The 18,886-nt window shown below is 70.9% G+C and carries 16 protein-coding genes; 5 read left to right on the top strand and 11 right to left on the bottom strand.

The features are described from left to right. Window positions 1-43 precede the first annotated feature (43 nt). From ACYVNR_RS06650 to fdxA, 3 genes are all read right to left on the bottom strand, one after another. Complete coding sequence (locus tag ACYVNR_RS06650; protein ID WP_461047392.1) at window positions 44-1,324, bottom strand: citrate synthase; 1,281 nt, start codon at window positions 1,322-1,324, stop codon at window positions 44-46. A gap of 144 nt (window positions 1,325-1,468) precedes the next feature. Continuing rightward, complete coding sequence (gene dapC / locus ACYVNR_RS06645; RefSeq protein WP_461047390.1) at window positions 1,469-2,602, bottom strand: succinyldiaminopimelate transaminase; 1,134 nt, start codon at window positions 2,600-2,602, stop codon at window positions 1,469-1,471. Beyond that, window positions 2,599-2,925, bottom strand: a complete 327-nt coding sequence (gene fdxA / locus ACYVNR_RS06640) for a ferredoxin (RefSeq protein ID WP_020143133.1) — start codon at window positions 2,923-2,925, stop codon at window positions 2,599-2,601. The genes dapC and fdxA overlap by 4 nt, the downstream gene beginning before the upstream one ends. A gap of 62 nt (window positions 2,926-2,987) precedes the next feature. Between fdxA and ACYVNR_RS06635 the strand changes: the two genes are divergently transcribed. Next, window positions 2,988-4,133: a GNAT family N-acetyltransferase gene (locus ACYVNR_RS06635; protein WP_461047388.1), complete on the top strand. Its 1,146-nt coding sequence runs from the start codon at window positions 2,988-2,990 to the stop codon at window positions 4,131-4,133. Window positions 4,134-4,158: 25 nt separating this feature from the next. Here the strand turns inward: ACYVNR_RS06635 and ACYVNR_RS06630 are convergent, their stop codons facing one another. The 5 genes from ACYVNR_RS06630 to ACYVNR_RS06610 all read right to left on the bottom strand — a co-directional run bounded on the left by ACYVNR_RS06630 (window position 4,159) and on the right by ACYVNR_RS06610 (window position 11,345). Next, window positions 4,159-5,895: a VanW family protein gene (locus ACYVNR_RS06630; RefSeq protein WP_461047386.1), complete on the bottom strand. Its 1,737-nt coding sequence runs from the start codon at window positions 5,893-5,895 to the stop codon at window positions 4,159-4,161. A gap of 229 nt (window positions 5,896-6,124) precedes the next feature. Next, entirely contained in the window at window positions 6,125-7,090 is a 966-nt protein-coding gene (mshB, locus tag ACYVNR_RS06625; RefSeq protein WP_461047384.1) for an N-acetyl-1-D-myo-inositol-2-amino-2-deoxy-alpha-D-glucopyranoside deacetylase, read from the bottom strand. 40 nt (window positions 7,091-7,130) lie between these two features. Then, on the bottom strand, window positions 7,131-8,906 hold the full coding sequence (locus ACYVNR_RS06620; RefSeq protein WP_461047382.1) for an ABC transporter substrate-binding protein: 1,776 nt from the start codon (window positions 8,904-8,906) through the stop codon (window positions 7,131-7,133). A gap of 16 nt (window positions 8,907-8,922) precedes the next feature. Further along, window positions 8,923-10,821: a translational GTPase TypA gene (gene typA / locus ACYVNR_RS06615; protein ID WP_045191833.1), complete on the bottom strand. Its 1,899-nt coding sequence runs from the start codon at window positions 10,819-10,821 to the stop codon at window positions 8,923-8,925. Between the two features lie 74 nt (window positions 10,822-10,895). Further along, on the bottom strand, window positions 10,896-11,345 hold the full coding sequence (locus ACYVNR_RS06610; RefSeq protein ID WP_045192012.1) for a (deoxy)nucleoside triphosphate pyrophosphohydrolase: 450 nt from the start codon (window positions 11,343-11,345) through the stop codon (window positions 10,896-10,898). Between the two features lie 91 nt (window positions 11,346-11,436). Between ACYVNR_RS06610 and ACYVNR_RS06605 the strand changes: the two genes are divergently transcribed. From ACYVNR_RS06605 to ACYVNR_RS06590, 4 genes are all read left to right on the top strand, one after another. Then, entirely contained in the window at window positions 11,437-12,315 is an 879-nt protein-coding gene (locus ACYVNR_RS06605; protein ID WP_461047380.1) for an aminoglycoside phosphotransferase family protein, read from the top strand. 70 nt (window positions 12,316-12,385) lie between these two features. After that, a complete protein-coding gene (locus ACYVNR_RS06600) occupies window positions 12,386-12,691 on the top strand; it encodes a 4a-hydroxytetrahydrobiopterin dehydratase (protein ID WP_045191834.1) in 306 nt (101 codons plus the stop codon). 130 nt (window positions 12,692-12,821) lie between these two features. Next, window positions 12,822-14,429: a hemolysin family protein gene (locus tag ACYVNR_RS06595; protein WP_461047377.1), complete on the top strand. Its 1,608-nt coding sequence runs from the start codon at window positions 12,822-12,824 to the stop codon at window positions 14,427-14,429. Then, a complete protein-coding gene (locus ACYVNR_RS06590) occupies window positions 14,426-15,439 on the top strand; it encodes a hemolysin family protein (protein ID WP_461047375.1) in 1,014 nt (337 codons plus the stop codon). The genes ACYVNR_RS06595 and ACYVNR_RS06590 overlap by 4 nt, the downstream gene beginning before the upstream one ends. Window positions 15,440-15,526: 87 nt before the next feature. Here the strand turns inward: ACYVNR_RS06590 and ACYVNR_RS06585 are convergent, their stop codons facing one another. From ACYVNR_RS06585 to ACYVNR_RS06575, 3 genes are read right to left on the bottom strand one after another with little or no spacing between them, the layout of a single operon-like run. Next, window positions 15,527-16,729: an ABC transporter ATP-binding protein gene (locus tag ACYVNR_RS06585; RefSeq protein WP_461047373.1), complete on the bottom strand. Its 1,203-nt coding sequence runs from the start codon at window positions 16,727-16,729 to the stop codon at window positions 15,527-15,529. Next, entirely contained in the window at window positions 16,729-17,781 is a 1,053-nt protein-coding gene (locus ACYVNR_RS06580) for an ABC transporter ATP-binding protein (protein WP_045191837.1), read from the bottom strand. Before ACYVNR_RS06580 ends, ACYVNR_RS06585 begins: the two co-directional genes overlap by 1 nt. A gap of 28 nt (window positions 17,782-17,809) precedes the next feature. Then, a complete protein-coding gene (locus ACYVNR_RS06575) occupies window positions 17,810-18,826 on the bottom strand; it encodes an ABC transporter permease (RefSeq protein WP_461047371.1) in 1,017 nt (338 codons plus the stop codon). Window positions 18,827-18,886 lie beyond the last annotated feature (60 nt).

Genomic DNA, 18,886 nt, shown 5'->3' with positions numbered 1-18,886 from the left:
CTTGCGGGGCGGGGGCATCGGATGGATCCGGTCGAGCCGACGCTCAGGCGGGGTAGCTGCGCTCGGCCTCGCCAGTGTAGATCTGGCGCGGGCGGCCGATCTTCGTCTCGGGGTCGTTCATCATCTCGCGCCACTGGGCGATCCAGCCCGGGAGGCGGCCGATGGCGAAGAGCACCGTGAACATCTTCGACTCGAAGCCCATGGCCTTGTAGATGAGGCCGGTGTAGAAGTCGACGTTCGGGTAGAGCTTGCGCTCGACGAAGTAGTCGTCGGCCAGGGCGATCTCCTCGAGGCCCTTGGCGATCTCGAGCAGCGGGTCGTTCTGGCCGAGCTTCTCGAGGATGTCGTCGGCGGCCTTCTTGATGATCGCGGCGCGCGGGTCGTAGTTCTTGTAGACGCGGTGCCCGAAGCCCATGAGGCGGACACCGTCCTCCTTGTTCTTGACCTTCTCCATGAACTTCTTCGGGTCGTCGCCCGACTCGCGGAGCTTGCCGAGCATCTCGAGGACGGCCTGGTTGGCGCCGCCGTGGAGCGGGCCCGACAGGGCGTGGATGCCGGCCGAGACCGAGTTGAAGAGGTTCGCGTGGGCGGAGCCGACCAGGCGCACCGTCGAGGTGGAGCAGTTCTGCTCGTGGTCGGCGTGCAGGATGAAGAGCAGGTCCAGGGCCTTGGCGACGGTCGGGTCGACCTCGTAGGGCTCCACGGGGTAGCCGAACGTCATGCGCAGGAAGTTCTCGACGAACGACAGCGAGTTGTCGGGGTACATGTACGGCTGGCCGACGCTCTTCTTGTGCGCCATCGCCGCGATCGTCGGCAGCTTCGCGAGGAGGCGGACGGTCGAGATCTCGACCTGCTCCTGGTCGAAGGGGTCGAGGCTGTCCTGGTAGAACGTGCCGAGCGCCGAGACGGCCGAGCTGAGCACGGGCATCGGGTGCGCGTCGCGCGGGAAGCCGTTGAAGAAGGCGCGGAGGTCCTCGTGCAGCATCGTGTGCCGGCGGATCGAGTCCTCGAAGCGCGTCAGCTCCTCGGGGGTCGGCAGCTCGCCGTAGATGAGCAGGTAGGCGACCTCGACGAACGTCGACTTCTCGGCCAGCTCCGCGATGGGGTAGCCGCGGTACCGCAGGATGCCCTGGTCGCCGTCGATGTAGGTGATCGCGCTCTTGCACGATGCGGTGTTGACGAAGCCGACGTCGTAGGTGACGAGGCCGGTCTCCTTCAGCAGGGACCCCACACCGAGCCCGTCGTTGCCCTCCACGGCGTCGACGCCCGGGAACGTGAGTTCCTTGTCTGCGACCTTGAGTGTCGCGTCCACTGCCTTCGTCACTGTTCCTCGCCTCCTGTCACTCCGGCCCAAAGTCGCCGGACGTATCCGCGAGCGACGTTACCCCAGCGTGCTCCGCCCTGAGAAAACAGGTCCATCCACGGACGTGCGCCCGGCGACCCGTGGTGACATGGGTCACGCTCGGTGTCAGAGGCGCTCGCAGGCGGCGGCGATGCGCTCGTCGGTGGCCGTCAGCGCGATGCGCACGTGGCGGGCGCCGGCGGCGCCGTAGAACGACCCGGGCGCTACGAGGATGCCGCGGTCGGCGAACTCGGAAACCATTGTCCAGCAGTCCTCTTCGCGGGTCGCCCACAGGTAGAGCCCTGCCTCGGAGTGGTCGACGCGCAGTCCCGCGCGGGTCACTGCCGCGAGCAGCTGCTCGCGCCTGCGGGCGTATGCCGTCCGCTGCGTCTCGACGTGCGCGTCGTCGCGCAGCGCCACCGCCATCGCGTGCTGCACCGGTGTGGGCATGATCATGCCCGCGTGCTTGCGCACCTCGAGGACGGTGCCGATGATCGCGGGGTCACCGGCGACGAAGGCCGCACGGTAGCCGGCGAGGTTGGACTGCTTCGACAGGGAGTAGACCGCCAGCAGACCCGTGTGGTCGCCGCCGCAGACGTCGGGGTGCAGGATGCTCGGCGTCGAGGTGCCGAACTGGCCCTCGCGCCAGTCGAGCTCGGCGTAGCACTCGTCGCTCGCGACCACGACGCCGTGCTCGCGGGCCCACTCGACGACCTTGCGCAGGTGCTCGACGCCGAGCACCTGGCCGTTGGGATTGCCGGGGCTGTTGAGCCACAGGAGCTTCGGGGTCGTCGCCGCCGTGAGCGGCCCGAGGCTCGTCAACGACTGGGCGACGACAGCAGTGGCGCCGGCGATGCGCGCCCCGATGTCGTAGGTGGGGTAGGCGACGGCCGGGATGCCGACGACGTCTCCGGCGCGCAGGCCGAGGAGGGTCGGCAGCCAGGCGACGAGCTCCTTGCTGCCGATGGTCGGCAGCACGCCGTCGGTGCCGAGCCCCGTGACGCCCCGTCGGCGCGCGAACCACTCGACGACGGCCTCGCGCACATCGGTGGTGCCGATGGTCAGCGGGTAGCCGGGGGCGTCGGCCGCCTCGGCCAGCGCCCGGCGTACGACCTCGGGGGTCGGGTCGACCGGGGTGCCGACGGACAGGTCGACGATGCCCCCCGGATGCGCGACCGCTCGCGCCTTGTAGGGCGCGAGCGAGTCCCAGGGGAAGTCAGGAAGGTCGAGCCCGCGCACGGACCCGCCGGCGAGCGTCACTCGTCGTGCTCCTGCGGGGGCAGGGCCTCGATGAGCGGGTGGTCCTTGTCGATGACGCCGAGCTTCGCCGCGCCTCCGGGGCTGCCGAGGTCGTTGAAGAACTCGACGTTGGCGTTGTAGTAGTCGGCCCACTGCTCGGGAACGTCGTCCTCGTAGTAGATCGCCTCGACGGGGCACACGGGCTCGCAGGCGCCGCAGTCCACGCACTCGTCGGGGTGGATGTAGAGCGACCGCTTGCCCTCGTAGATGCAGTCGACCGGACACTCCTCGATGCAGGCACGGTCCTTCAGGTCGACGCAAGGCTGGGCGATGACGTAGGTCATGGGGAGCGGGACCTCCTGTGGAGCGTTCGGGAGCAGTTGCTGCACCGCCTAGTATGCCGGACATGAACGGCGAGCCCACGCACGGCCCCACCGATGAGACCAACTCCGACACGGGCCCGCGGACAGACTCTCCGACGGACTCTGGGAGGGGCTCTGGGAGGGACTCGGGGACGAGCGTTGCCGCCGGCACCGACACCCCCGGGCACCGCCTCACCGCCGGCCTGACCATCGGCAACCGCGTCGTCGTGCGCTACCGCCTCGAGGAGGGTGAGGGTGCAGCCGCGACCGACTTCGTCGGCGAGCTCGTCGCCCGCAACACCGACTTCCTCGTCGTCGACACGAAGACCGAGCGCGTGAAGCTCATCCGCGCCGACGTGCTCGCCGCCAAGGACGTGCCGCCGCCCGCGAGCCGCGCCGGCAGGCCGCACGAGCGCGTGTCGGCGGACGACCTCGAGAAGCTCATGGCCAAGGGCTGGCAGGCGGTCGACCGCGGCGGCGTCGGCGACTGGGTGCTGCGCGCCTCGGGCGGCTTCACCGGGCGGGCCAACTCGGTGCTCGTCGTGGGCGACCCCAGCCTGCCGGTCGAGCGGGCCATCGACTTCGCCGAGAAGTGGTACGCCGACCGTGAGCGACCCGCGATCTTCCAGGTGCACGGCGAGACCGGCTTCGACGCCACCGAGCAGCCCACCGTCGCAGCGCTGCTCGAGCGCGGCTACGTGGTCGGCGGCGGCCACGACAACTGGCAGCGCGTGCTCGTCATGACCGGGCTCTCCGCCGCGGTCCCCCCGCTGACCGAGCAGTCCGCCCCGGTCACGGCAGACGCGCAGCTGCAGCTCGACTGGCTGACCGCGTACGGCGAGCAGCGCTCGATCGTGCCCGGCGCGACCGAGGCCGTGCTCACCGGCAGCGACGGCCAGCTCTTCCTCTCGGTCCGCGACCCGGACACGAACACGATCATCGGCCTGGCGCGCCTCGCGATCCACCCGGGTTGGGCGGGGATCTTCGGCCTGTGGGTGCACCCCGACCACCGGCGTACGGGCCTCGCCACCACGATCGTGTCGGCGGCCGCCATGGTGGCGCGCGAGAACAACATGCCGGCCATGTACCTCCAGGTCTCGGAGGACAACGCAGCGGGCGTCGCGTTCTGGCGTGACCTCGGCTTCACCGTGCACCACGAGTACACCTACGTGGCCAAGCCGTCGGCCTGACGTCAGCAGGGCCGGTCCCGGCCCGTCACGGAGGCGTGGCGGCCGGGTTGGTGCAGACGACCTCGTCCTCCGGGATGTAGTGCGTGCGGACCGACTCGCTCTTCACGAGCGCCGTCGTGCCGTGGCGGAACCACTGCCGCGTGACCGTCACGTCGAAGCCGGGGTTCGGCTGCTGGGGGTAGCACTTGAGGCTGTCGCTGCGGATCGTCTTGGGCGGCACGACGTTTCGCCGCGGCCCCTTGACCGACTTGATGTCCCACGTCTTCGTGCTCCACACACGTCCGTGGACGTAGCCACCCTCGACCCAGGTCTGCAGGAGCATCCCGAAGGGCGTGTCGTTCTTCCACTTGTTGTCGACGGTCGGCCAGTACACCGTCGCCTCGCGCCCCTCGGGGTAGCGCGGGATGAAGAAGGCGTGCGCGGTGAACTCCTGGATGTCGGCCCCGGCGAAGTAGGCCATGTTGTAGATCACCGTCGAGACCTGGCTGATGCCACCGCCCGTGCCACGCGTCAACCGGCCGTTGATGATGACGGTGCCGTCGGCGTACCCCTTGTCGGTGGTCCGCTCGCCGAGGATCCCGTTGAGGCTGAAGGTGCCGCCCGGCGGCACGTACGTGCCGTTGATGCGCTTCGTCGCCACGACGAGGTTGTTCGTGCGGGTCGTGTCGTTGGTCGGGAACGGGCTCTTGAAGTCGACGACCAGCGTCGTGACACCGGCCTTCTGGGCGTCCTCCGTCGTGAACGGCGGCCGCGCGACGGACGGGCTGACGTCGACGGTGCGGTTGGTGCCGGAGATGGCGGCGACGACCCGCTTGCCGACGGCGTCCGCATCGAGCGCCAGGCCGTCCACCGACGGGACCAGGCGCGGCTTGCCGTTGGCCGCCTCGAAGACCCAGCGCGCGCTGCTCGCGGCCTTGGTCGTGGCCCGCACCTTCGTTGACACCAGCTTCGTCAGGGCGGGCTCGTCGAAGGCCGGCTTGAGCCCGCCGGCGCCGTCGGGCACCACGGACACCATCGAGGCGTACTCCGCCGGTGCGAGCACGGCCCGGGTGGTTCCGCTGACGAGGGTCAGCGGCCGTGACATCGCGGTGCTGCCGAACTGGTCGGCGGCCTGCTGGACGGTCTCGGCGCTGACCTGGGGGTCGGTCTCACGGACCGCCGCGGTCGCCTCCGTCGACTCGGGGAACGCCTTGCGCAGGGCGAGCTTGGTGGCTGCGATGTCCAGGGTGCGCCCGGGCACCGGCAGGTCCACCGCGACCGAGCCGCCGGGGAAGGTCACGCGCCCCTCGACCGGTGCCACGGCCACACCGGGCGCCAGCTTCTCGAGGTAGGCGGTGAGGCGGTCGTCGTCGGCGCTCGTGAGCAGCGGCGCCTCCACCGACCCGGTCAGCTTGTCCCAGACGCGCCGCGGGTCGAGCGTGAAACCGGTGAGCCCGTCGAGGGACCGGCCCGCGTCGACGCTCAGCCCGGCGTCGCGCGGCACCACCTGGACGGGCTCGGCGCGGCCGGGCACGGTCAGCGCGATCGGTGTCGCGAGCAGGGAGCGCGATCCCTTGTCGATGGCCGCCCGGGCGGTCTCGGGCGTCATGCCCCCGACCTGGATGCCGCCCACCGACACCGCCGACGGCACGTGCTGCGACGACCACGTGCACAGCCCGGCGTAGCCGCCGCCCAGCACGACGAGGGCGACGACGAGACGTAGCGCCGTGGACCGTCGCTCGCTGCGATCGTCACGGCTCGGCACGTACGGGTCGTCGGACATCGGCTCTCCGGTCGGTGGATCGGGTGCCACGAAGGTAACGCCCCGGGTCCGACATTTCGGCGAGGCGCGTCCCCGAGTTTTCCCCGTGACGCGATCGTTGCCGCCGATCGGTGGTGACGACGCGTTCTCTCGATTGCGAGCGGTTGCGAGGGTCGGTGACGACGCGTTCTCTCGATCGGAGTCTCGTCCTCCAGGCCTGATCGAGAGAACGCCGCGTCACGTGCCCGCGTTACGACGCGTTCTCTCGATCGGGCTGGGCGAGGAGGTCGGTGCCTCGCCGGCCGGTGGGCTGCCAGGTGAGCGGGTCGACCTGACGGAAGCCCTCGCGGCCCGTCGTGCGCACCGCGATGAAGTTCGAGAGGGCGTGCACGTCCTCGCTCGCCACGATCACCTGGGTGGCGTGCGCCCGCAGGGCGTGGTTCTTCACGGCGCGGGCCGCGTCGTCCCGCACGACGTGGGTCACGGTGTCGTCGTCGACGACCGAGGGCGGGAACGGGTCGTCCGCCGCGGGCACGACGAGCGCCGGCGCAGCCGGCCCTCCGTCGCCTGCCACTCCCCCGAGACCGGGCTCGTGCCACCACGCGGAGGTGTCCAGCAGCGCCGGGTCGGCCGACGCCAGCCACGCGCGGTCCTCACGTGCCCACCCGAGGGGCGTGACGATCTCGTAGGTGCGGGCCGGAAGCTCGGACGCGTCGAGCAGCTGCAGGGCGCGTCGGGTGACGCGGTGGGTCTGGACGTGGTCCGGGTGGCCGTAGCCGCCGTGCTCGTCGTACGTGACGACGACGTCGGGACGCAGCCGTCGCAGCACGTCGGCCACGAGCGCGCCGGCCTCGTCGAGGTCGGCAGCCGCGAAGGCGTCCGTGCGGGCGGCCGCCGGCGACCCGGCCATGCCGGAGTCGCGGTAGCGCGAGAGCCGCCCGTCCGACGGGTCGCACGCTTCGGCGCCCAGGACGTGCATCGACGCGCCGATGCGCGACAGGGCCAGCGTCAGCTCGCCGTGCCGGTAGGGCCCGAGGGCGTCGGACGGGTCCCCCTCGAGGTGCGCGAGGGCCGGCGGGATGACCTCGCCCTCCTCGCCGAGGGTGCACGTCAGCACGTGCACGTCGTCGCCGCGCGCGACGTGGTGGGCCATGGTGACGCCGCACGTCAGGGTCTCGTCATCGGGGTGGGCGTGGACGAAGAGCAGGCGCGGCACGGGTGTCCTCTCGGTCGGTCGGTTCGGCGCGGTCCGCCGGTCAGCGCACCGACACGGTGGCGAGGTCGACGATGCCGCCGACGGCGTGGTCCTCGTAGGACCGGACGCCCGCCCCGTGCAGGTAGAGGGCCTTGGTCGCGGACAGCGCGATGTAGCCGACCTGGCTGCGGATCGTGCTGTCGGCCTGCTCCCACACCTTGGCCCGGGCCTTGGGGTCGGCCGTCACGTCGGCCTTGTCGATGAGCGCGTTCACGGGATCGCTCGAGAAGTAGCCGACGTCCTGGCCGGGGCCGGAGGAGTCGATGTTGATGCGCGAGTCGAACAGGGCCGGAAGCACTCCGCCCGCGGACGGCCAGTCGGGGGTCCACACGCCACGGAAGAGGTCGTAGGAGCCCACCGAGGTGGGCTTCTCGATCTCCTCGTAGTACTCCTCGGGTGCCACGCCCTTGAGCTCGACCTCGAAGCCCGCACGCTCCCAACCGGCGACCAGGGCGGCATACGCCTTGTCGGCCAGCACCGAGCGCGCGTAGACGAGGCGCAGCTTCACGGGCAGCTTGACGCCGGCCTGCTGGAGCATCCGGCGGGCCGCCTCGGGGTCGCCCTCGACGCCGGTGCCGGCCGGCGGCTTCACCGACTCGGGGTAGACCGCCGGCGACAGGACCGACCAGGTCGGCGTGCCGGCACCCTCGCCGCCCGTCGCCGTGACGTAGGTGGCGCGGTTGGTCGAGGCCGCGAGCGCCTTGCGCACGGCCGGGTCTGCCAACGCCTTGCTGCGCATGTTGAGAGCGAGGTAGTCGACGTTGCCCGTGTAGGGGAAGGTGAGCCGGGCCTGGAGGTCGGTGCCGGCCTGGTTGCGCAGCGTCGGGCTCGCCTGCACCCACGAGACGGCGTACGCGTCGTCGGCCTGCTGGTTGAGCAGCCGCTGGATGACAGCCGACTCGCCGAGCCCCGAGGACACCTGGATCTCGTCGGGGTAGGCCTGCCGGATCGGGTCGGTGCGGGGGTCCCAGTGCTCGTTGCGCACGAACGTGCCGCCCTTGCCGACGACCCACGGCGCCTCGAGGCGGTACGGCCCGCTCGACATGACGGCATACGACGCCTTGTCGGTCTTCGTGTCGGCCGACGCCTTGCGCGGGGCGAACTCGGGCAGCGCGACGATGTGCGGGAAGTCCGGCTCGGCGTCGCGCAGCCTGAAGGTGACGGTGCGCCCCTTGCACGAGACGGCGCGGTCGAAGTCGGCCTGGTGGGCGGTGTCCGACGGGCCGGCGTACACGGGCTTCTCGAGGCCCTCGGCGGTGACCCGCGTGGGCATGTCGAGCAGGTAGCTGGCGTAGTTGGTGCCGCCGACGTGGGTGCGCCGGTCGAAGGTGCGGGCCACGCCGTGGCGCACGTCGTCGCAGGTGATCGGCGAGCCGTCCTGCCACTGCAGGCCCTCACGGAGGGTGAAGCTCCACGAGCGCGCGCCGTCGGACGGCGTGCCCGCGTCGGTCGCGAGGTCGCCCTGCACCTCGCGCTGCTGCGTCCCGGTGCCGTATGCCGTGAGGCCCCTGACGAAGGTGCGCTGGGCGAAGAACGCCTCGGGGCCGACGTACATCAGCTGCGGGTCCCACGTCGCGATCGTGCCGGCGACGAGGACCTGCAGGGTGCCGCCGGGCTGCCCGCCCGTCGACGCCGACGAACCGGACGCGGCCGCCGGGCCGGGCGGGACGACGCTCTGCGCCGACGTGTCGCCCGTGCCCGAGCACGCCGTGGCACCGGCTGCCAGGAGGGCAGCGCCGAGCCCGACGGCCAGTGACCTCCTCAGCCCGCGTCCCACGGCGCGCACCGGTCGGTCAGCCCTCGGCCTTCGCCGCCGACCGCGCGCGGGAGGCGGTGCGAGCACGCTCGCCGGCGTCGAGGACGACCTTGCGGATGCGGACGGTCTCGGGCGTCACCTCGACGCACTCGTCCTCGCGGCAGAACTCGAGGCTCTGCTCGAGGCTGAGCTTGCGCGGCGGGACGATCTTCTCGAAGTTGTCGGAGGAGGAGGCGCGCACGTTGGTGAGCTTCTTCTCCTTCGTGATGTTGACGTCCATGTCGTCGGCGCGGGAGTTCTCGCCGACGATCATGCCCTCGTAGACCTCGGTCGTGGGCTCGACGAAGAGGACGCCGCGCTCCTGGAGGTTGACCATGGCGTACGAGGTGACGACACCGGTGCGGTCGGAGACCAGCGAGCCGCTCGTGCGGGTCGTGATGGTGCCGAACCACGGCTCGTAGTCCTCGAACACGTGGTGCGCGATGCCGGTGCCGCGCGTCTCGGTGAGGAACTCGGTGCGGAAGCCGATGAGGCCACGGCTGGGCACGAGGAACTCCATGCGGATCCAGCCGGTGCCGTGGTTGGTCATCTGCTCCATGCGGCCCTTGCGGGCGGCCATGATCTGGGTGATCGCACCGAGGAACTCCTCGGGGGTGTCGATGGTGAGGCGCTCGACGGGCTCGTGGACCTTGCCGTCGACCTCGCGCGTGACGACCTGCGGCTTGCCGACGGTCAGCTCGTAGCCCTCGCGGCGCATCTGCTCGACCAGGATGGCGAGCGCGAGCTCGCCACGGCCCTGGACCTCCCAGGCGTCGGGGCGCTCGGTCGGCAGGATGCGCAGCGACACGTTGCCGATGAGCTCCTTGTCGAGGCGGTCCTTGACCATGCGCGCCGTGACCTTCGAGCCGCGCACCTTGCCGACCATCGGGCTGGTGTTGGTGCCGATGGTCATCGAGATGGCCGGCTCGTCCACCGTGATGAGCGGCAGCGGGATCGGGTTCTCGGCGTCGGCCAGGGTCTCGCCGATGGTGATCTCCGGGATGCCGGCGACGGCGATGATGTCGCCCGGACCGGCCTCCTCGGCGGGCTTGCGCTCGAGGGCCTCGGTCATGAGCAGCTCGGTGATCTTCACGCGCTGCTGCGAGCCGTCGTGGCGGCACCACGTGACCTGCTGGCCCTTGCGGATGGTGCCGTTGTGCACGCGCAGGAGGGCGAGGCGGCCCAGGAAGTTCGACGCGTCGAGGTTGGTGACGTGCGCCTGCAGCGGGGCCTCGTCGTCGTAGGTCGGCGCCGGGATGGTCTCGAGGATCGTCTCGAAGAGGGCCTCGAGGTCCTCGCCGTCCGGCAGGCCGCCGTTCTCGGGACGCTCGGTCGACGCGCGGCCGGCCTTCGCGGAGGCGTAGACGATCGGGAAGTCGATCTGCTCCTCGGTGGCATCGAGGTCGAGGAAGAGCTCGTAGGCCTCGTCGACGACCTCGGCGATGCGCGAGTCGGGGCGGTCGACCTTGTTGATGCAGAGGATGACCGGCATCTTCGCGGCGAGCGCCTTGCGCAGCACGAAGCGGGTCTGCGGGAGCGGGCCCTCGGAGGCGTCGACGAGGAGCACGACGCCGTCGACCATCGACAGGCCTCGCTCGACCTCGCCACCGAAGTCGGCGTGGCCGGGGGTGTCGATGATGTTGATGGTGACGCCGTCGGCGAGACCGCGGTCGGAGGCCGCCTTGCCCGTGTAGTGGATCGCGGTGTTCTTCGCGAGGATCGTGATGCCCTTCTCACGCTCGAGGTCACCGGAGTCCATCGCGCGCTCGTCGACGTGCTGGTGCTCGCCGAACGCGCCGGCCTGCCAGAGCATCTTGTCGACGAGGGTGGTCTTGCCGTGGTCGACGTGGGCGACGATGGCGACGTTGCGGATGTCCGCGCGGGTCTTCATGGGCATGGGGAACAGTCTCTCAGGGTTTCGGGGGTGGTCCTGACCACGGCGTGGGCGGTCACGGTGATGCGCGAGGGGCGTCAGGTGCTGCTGGTGCGGGCGAGCACGGCCTCGAGCTGCTCGACGATGGGCAGATCGGCGGGCAGCCACGCCACGGCGCGCAGGTCGTCGAGCCCCAGCCACCGCAGCTCGTCGTGGTCCTCGATGGGCGCGGGGGTGCCCTCGACGACCTCGGCGAGCCACACCAGCATCTCGTAGCGGTCGCCCAGCGGCCAGGTGCTGCCCGGGAGGGGTCCCGGCAGGTGGGCTCCGAGCCGGACGCGTACGCCGAGCTCCTCGAGCACCTCACGGTGCAGGGCCGCGAGGGGCGACTCGCCGTCGTCGACCTTGCCACCGGGCAGCTCCCAGCCCCCGGCGAGCGCTGCCGGCTCGGTGCGTCGGGCGGAGAGCAGCCGGGTGGGCCGCACGAGGTCGTCGACGATGGCGGCCCCGACGACGAGGCGCACGGGCTGGCGGGCGGTGGTGCTCATGCTGCTCATTGCGACGTCGATGGTGCCACACGGAGCAGCCGCAGCACGCCGCACGCGTCTACCGTCACGTGAGAAGGGTTTACTGGTGCGCATGCGGCCCGCTGTCGAGGACCCTCCCGCGGGGCCACCAGAGGAGCTGCTCGCGCGATGGTCCGCCCGGCCGGACGGCGCCGTGGTGCGCGGGTGGATGGGCCGCGTGTGGCCCGTCGTCGGACCGGCGGGTGAGCGCTGGGTGGTCAAGGTCACCGACGCCCACCACCCGGCGACCTCCGAGGGCCCTGCCCTGCGCGCCTGGGCCGCCGCGCACGCGCGGGCCCGGGCACGGGTCGTGCGGCTCGTCGACGAGCACCGGGGCGCGCTCCTTCTCGAACGGCTCGGTCCCACGCCGCTCAGCGGGCTGCCGGGCATCGACGAGGCCGACGCCGTATTGGCCCGGTGCCTCGCTGACCTGGCACACGTCGCCGCACCGGAGGGCACCCCACTGCTGGCCGACGAGCTCGACCGGATCGCCGCAGCGATCGTCGAGCACCGCTTCGACGCCCCGGAGGTGGGCGCCGGGCAGGTCGAGCAGGCCCTGGACACCCTGGCGGCGACCGGAGCCGACCTGAGGCGCTTGCCGACCGAGAGCCACGAGCTGCTGCACTTCGACCTGCACTACGACAACGTGCTGGCCGGACCGCGCGGGAGCGGGCGACCCTGGGTCGTCATCGACCCGCTTCCCCGCGCCGGGACGCGTGAGGTCGAGGTCGTCGCGGCTCTCCGCAACCGCTTCGCGGACGCGGTGGCGACCGGCGACCCCAGCGCGCACCTGCGCCGTCGCCTCGACCGGCTCGCCGAGGCCGGCGGGCTCGACCGCGCCCTCGCGCAGGCCCTGACGCAGGCCGTGGCAGTCGACAACGTGCTCTGGCTCGCCCGCCGGGACCCCGACCACTTCCTGCTGCCCGCGTACCGCGTCCTCGCGCAGTGGTGATCGGCGCGGCATGACTGGCGCCGGTGAGCTCGGCCCGGCAGACGGCATACGTCAGGGGTTTACTGGGGGCATGACACGACTGCTCACCGACGAGGAGATCGAGCGACAGCTCGGCGACCTGCCCGGCTGGACGCGTGACGGCGACACGATCCGGGCCTCCTACGAGGCTCCGGCGTTCCTCACGGGGATCGCCCTGGTGCAGGAGGTGGGCGCTGCCGCCGAGGCGATGGACCACCACCCCGACATCGACATCCGATGGCGCACCGTCAGCTTCGCGCTCTCGACGCACTCGGAGGGCGGCCTGACGCAGCTCGACATCGAGCTGGCCCACCAGATCAGCCAGGAGGCCGCGCGCCGGGGCGCGACCGCGTCGTAACTTAGGATTGCCTCATGCGATCGCACTCACGCTCCGGCTCGCGCGCCGAGTCACAGGAGGGCCATAGTCCCTGGCCGGACCCCGTCCGGCCGTCCCCGCCCCACCACCTGCTCGTCCGGGTGGTGATCGCATGAGCACCGCCCTCGGCATCGGCCTGGGCATCCTGCTGATCCTCGCCCTCACCGCGGCGACCGGCTACTTCGTGGCGCAGGAGTTCGCCTACGTCGCCGTCGACCGCAACGCCCTCAAGCAGCTCGCCGACGAGGGTGACGCGGCGGCCGAGCGCGCGATGCGCGTCACGTCGCAGCTGTCGTTCACCCTGTCGGCCGCGCAGTTCGGCATCACCGTGACGGCCCTGCTCGTCGGCTACGTGTCCGAGCCGCTCGTCGGCGAGGGGCTCGCCGAGCTGCTCGACCCCGACATGTCGTATGCCGCCCGGCTGAGCCTCTCGGTCACCGCCGTCCTCGTCTTCTCGACCGTCGTGCAGATGGTCTTCGGCGAGCTCGCGCCCAAGAACCTCGCCATCGCGCGCACCGTGCCCCTGGCCCGGGCCCTCAGCCGCTCGACGCTCGTCTACCTCAAGGTGTCGGGCCCCGTCGTCCGCCTCTTCGACCGCGCGTCGACAAGCCTGCTGCGCAAGGTGGGCATCGAGCCCGTCGAGGAGCTCGAGCACGGCGCCACCGCCGAGGACCTCACGCGGATCATCGACGAGTCGCACGCCGGCGGTCTGCTCGACGACGACCTCTCGGAGGTGCTCGAGGGCGGGCTGCGCTTCCGGGAGCTCGATGCCGGCGACGTCATGACCCCTCGCGTACGCGTCACGACCGTACGCGCGGACGCGACGGTGGCGCACCTCGTCGAGCTGCTCGACACCGGCTGGTCCCGCTTCCCGGTCACCGGGCGCGACGGTGACGACATCGTCGGCGTGGCCGGCATCGCCGAGGTGCTCTCGGTCGAGCCGTCGCGACGCGCCACGACCACTGTCGGCTCCGTCGTCTCCGACCCGACCGTCGTGCCGACGAGCGCCCCGCTCCCCCGCGTTCTGGAGCAGATCCGCGCCGACCACCGGCAGCTGGCCGTCGTCGTCGACGAGCACGGCGGCTTCGCCGGCATCGTCACCTTCGAGGACATCGCCGAGGAGGTCGTCGGCGACATCCTCGACGAGGACGACGCTCCGCAGCCGGGCGTCGTCGAGACCGGTCCCGACACGTGGGTGGTGCCCGGGCACCTGCGCCTCGACGAGCTCGAGACCGCCAGCGAGCTGGCGCTGACGAGCAGCGACGAGTACTCCACGCTCAGCGGCCTGATCCTCGAGCACCTCGGACGCACGGCCGTCGTCGGCGACGAGGTCGTCGTCGAGGCGAAGCGCGACGTCGTCGCGGATCACCGCCACGACCTCGTCGAAGCCGTCGACCACGAACCACGCTCTGCCGCAGGCGATCTCGGAGCCACCGGGGCGCGCTTCGACGGCGCGGGCGACCGCGACGGCGCGGGCGACCGCGACCGCGACGACAGACGTGGCGATGCGCGCGACGACGAGCGCGACGACGAGGAGCCCCGGCGCCTGCCGGTCTCCGTGCGCCTCACGGTCGCGGCGGTCGAGCGGCACGTGCCCTCGTCGGTGCGGGTCGAGGTGCTCGACCTCATGTCCGACCTCGAGGCCCTCGACGCCGACCTCGCCGCGGAGGACACCGAGCCGAACGCGCCGGCCGGCGAGCGGTCGGAGGCCGGCCGATGATCACCGCCCTCCTCGTCTCGCTGCTCCTGCTGGTGCTCAACGCCTTCTTCGTCGCGGCAGAGTTCGCCATCGTCGCGAGCAAGCGCCACCGGCTCGAGGACCTCGCCGAACGCGGCAGCGTCGCCGCTCGGGCCGCCGTGCGCGCCAACCGCGAGCTGTCGCTCATGCTCGCCGGAGCCCAGCTCGGCATCACGCTCTGCACGCTCGGCCTCGGCTCGCTCGCCAAGCCCGCCGTCGCCGAGCTGCTGACCCCGGTGTTCACGTTCGCACGCGTCCCCGAGGCGGCGGCCTACGTGGTCTCGGTCGTGCTTGCGGTGGGCATCGTCGTCTTCCTGCACATGGTCGTCGGCGAGATGGCTCCCAAGTCATGGGCCATCGCCCACCCCGAGCGCTCGGCAGTGATGCTGGCACTGCCCTTCCGCGGCTTCGCGTGGGTCGCGCGGCCGGCCCTCAGCCTGCTCAACGCCATGGCCAACGGGTGCCTGCGCCTCGTGGGGGTCACCCCCCAGGACGAGCTCGGCCAGGTGCACGGGCCCAAGGAGCTGCAGCTGCTCATCGCCAGCTCGAAGGAGCACGGCATGCTCGCCGAGCCCGAGCACCGCGTGCTCGCCGGCGCGCTCGACCTCGACACGACCCCGCTCACCGAGGTCCTCGTTCCCATGAGCCAGGCGGTCGGTGTGCCGACGACCGCCAGCTGCGCCGAGGCCGAGGCCGTCTCGCGCGACACGGGCCGATCGCGGCTCGTCGTGCGCGAGGGTGGCACGCCGGTCGGCCTCGCCCACGTGCGCGACATCGTGCGCGCGTCGGCGCACGCCCCCGTCACCACCGTGACGGTGCCCGCCCTGCACGTCGACCAGGGACTGTCGCTGCTCGACACCGTGTCGCTGATGCGGGCCGCGCACGCCCAGCTCGTCATCGTCGACGGGCCTTCGGGGCCGGTCGGCCTCGTCACGATGGAGGACCTCCTCGAACGCGTCCTGGGCACGTTCGAGGACGAGACCGACGCCTGACGCAGAGGCGCTGCCGGCACCCTCAGGTGCCGGCAGCGCCTCTCGGTCGTCTCGGTCCTCTCTGCCGTCTCGGTCCACCGACCTCGGTCAGAGGACCTCGATCTTCGGCGGGCCCGCGAAGTGGCAGGCGACCGTGTGGTCGCTGTCGCCCTGGATGGCCGGCACCTCGGTGGTGCAGCGGGTGCGCTCCGACTCGCTCAGCTCTTCCCTGTAACGCGGGCACCGGGTGTGGAAGACGCAACCGCTCGGCGGGTTGATCGGCGAGGGCAGGTCACCCTTGAGCAGGATGCGCTCGCGCTTGTGCTCGCGGCGGGGGTCCGGGATCGGGACGGCCGACAGAAGCGCCTGGGTGTACGGGTGCAGCGGGTTCTCGTACAGCTCGTCGCGCGTCGCCAGCTCCATGATCTTGCCGAGGTACATGACCGCGACACGGTCGCTGATGTGCCGGATCACCGCGAGGTCGTGGGCGACGAACACGTAGGTCAGCTCGAACTCGTCCTGCAGGTCCTCGAGCAGGTTGACCACCTGGGCCTGGATCGAAACGTCCAGGGCAGACACCGGCTCGTCGCAGACGATGACCTTCGGACGCAGGGCGACCGCGCGGGCGATGCCGATGCGCTGGCGCTGACCGCCCGAGAACTCGTGCGGGAAGCGGTTGTAGTGCTCCGGGTTGAGCCCCACGCGCTCCATGAGCCGCTGCACCTCGGCCTTGATGCCGCCCTCGGGCTTGATGCCCTGGATGTGGAACGGAGCGGCGATGATCGTGCCGACGGTCTGGCGGGGGTTGAGCGAGCCGTAGGGGTCCTGGAAGACCATCTGCAGCTCCTTGCGGAGTCTGCGCAGCTCCTTGCCGTCGGCGTTGGTGACGTCCTTGCCCTGGTAGCGGATCGTCCCGCTCGTGGGTGCCAGCAGCTGGAGCACCGTGCGACCCGCCGTCGACTTGCCGCAGCCGGACTCGCCGACGAGGCCGAGGGTCTCACCCTTGCGCACCGAGAACGAGATACCGTCGACGGCCTTCACCGGGTCGCCGGCACGGCGGATGATGCCGGGGGCGTGCATCGGGAAGTGCTTCTTGAGATCGGTGACCTCAAGGATCACCTCACCCAGCGCCACGTCGTCGGCGGCGGCCTTGCGGCGCTGGCGCGAGAACCGGTGGGCGCCGGAAGCGCCGCTCGCGCGGTCACGGGAGGCGTCGGGCATCGCGCTCTCGGTCGAGGCCGGGGCCTCGGTCCCGGTGGCCGCGGCCTCGGGCCCGTCCGGCGTCGGGCCCGACGTGGGGAGGTCGGTCATCATGCCGTCCTGGTCTCGATCTGGTTTTGGAAGATGGAGCGCCGCTCGGCCTCGGGGATGAGGCACCGCGCCGGGTGCTCGGCAGAGACGTCGAACGTCGGCACGACGGTCGAGCAGCCGAGACGCTCGTCGTCGCGGAAGGTGCACCGGGGGTGGAACGCGCAGCCGGACGGCGGGTTGATGAGCGATGGCGGGTTTCCGGCGATGGGCCGCAGCCGCTCCTGCTTCACGGAGTCGATCCGCGGCATCGACTGGAGCAGGCCCCACGTGTACGGGTGCTCGGCCTCGTAGAAGATCCTGTCCGCGCTGCTGCCCTCGACCGCCTTGCCGCCGTACATCACCATGATCTTGTCCGCGAGCTCGGCGACGACGCCGAGGTCGTGCGTGATGATGATGATGGAGGAGCCGAACTCCTTCTGGAGGTCGACGAGCAGGTTGAGGATCTGCGCCTGCACGGTGACGTCGAGCGCCGTGGTCGGCTCGTCGGCGATGATCAGACGCGGGCTGTTGACCAGCGCCATGGCGATCATGGCGCGCTGGCGCATGCCGCCCGAGAACTCGTGCGGGTACTGGTCGACACGCTTTTGCGGGTTCGGGATGCCTACCCGGTCGAGCATCTCGACCACGTGCGCGCGAGCAGCTGCCTTCGACACGTCGTTGTGGACGCGGTACGCCTCGACGATCTGGTTGCCGACCGTGTAGTAGGGGTGCAGCGCCGAGAGGGGGTCCTGGAAGATCATCGCGATGTCGTGGCCGCGCATGCGGCGCAGGTCTTCGTCGACGATCTTGAGCAGGTCGCGACCATCGAAGACGATCTGGCCCTCCACCTTCGCACGGGACCCGCGGTGCAGACCCATGATCGCCTGGCTGGTCACGGACTTGCCCGACCCGGACTCGCCGACGATGCCGAGCGTCTCACCCGCACGGAGGTCGAAGGTCAGCCCGTCGACCGCCTTGACGAGGCCGTCCTCGGTGGGAAACGTGACCTTGAGGTCGCGCACCGCGAGGAGCGCGCCGGAGCTGTCGGGGTCCGCGGAGGCCCACGTGCTCATATGGTGTCCAATCTCTCGAACTGGTCGATCACGAGTACTTGACGCGCGGGTCGATGACCGCATACAGCACGTCGACCACGATGTTGGCGGTGATGATGAAGGACGCCGCGACGATGACGATGCCCACCGTGGTCGGCAGGTCGTAGGTGGTTGCCGCCTGGACCGCCAGCTTGCCCAATCCGTTGTAGTTGAACACGGTCTCGGTGATGATGGCGCCCGCGAGCAAGCCACCGAGGTCGAGACCCGCCACGGTGGCGATCGGCGTGAGGGCCGCTCTCATCGTGTGCTTGCCGAGGATCCGCCGCTGCGAGAGACCCTTGGCGCGTGCCGTTCGGATGTAGTCCTCACCCATCGACTCCAGCACGAACGCCCGGGTGAGGCGGATGTAGCCGGCGATGTAGATGAGCGCGAGGGTCAACGAGGGCAGGAAGAGGCCGTACAACCACGCTCCGACGCCGCCCTCGCTGATCGGCGTGTAGACCGGTATCGGTGTCAGCTGCCACTTGATCGCCACGAAGATGTAGAGCGACAGCCCGATGAAGAACGTCGGGAAGGAGTAGACGATCAGGGCGCTGCCGACGAGCGCCCGGTCGACGAGGCGCCCCTTGTTCAAGGCGGCTATGACGCCGCCGGATATGCCGAGCACCATCCACATGATGAAGGCCGCCAGAGCCAGCGAGATGGAGACCGGTGCTGCCTCGGCGATGAGCGAGGAGACCGTCGCGCTCTGGAGCGGCGAGTAGCCGAGACACGGCGCCGGGCAGTCGGCAATGGTCTGGGGCGCGGTCTTCTTGAGCTCGAGGTCGTCGGGGAACTCGCGGCCCACGAAGACGCCCTTGACGAACTGCCCGTACTGGACGAGCACAGGCTTGTCGTAGCCCAGTGCCTTGCGGTTCTGCTCGATGAGCTCGGGCGAGCAGTTCTTCCCGCAGGTGAATCGCGCGGGGTCGGACGGAGCCGCGAAGAACAGGAGGTACGTCACCAGGCTCATGACGACGAGCATGATGGCGCCGACGAGGATGCGCCGGACGACGTAAGCAAACATGGTTGATCCACCCTAACGGGGTCGGGTTGTGCCGGGGAGACCCTCTCCGCACGCGTGGTG

The organism is Terrabacter koreensis (genome assembly GCF_054783315.1).
The sequence above is the reverse complement of the archived record's forward strand: the minus strand, read 5'-3'. Positions and strand labels throughout refer to the sequence as shown.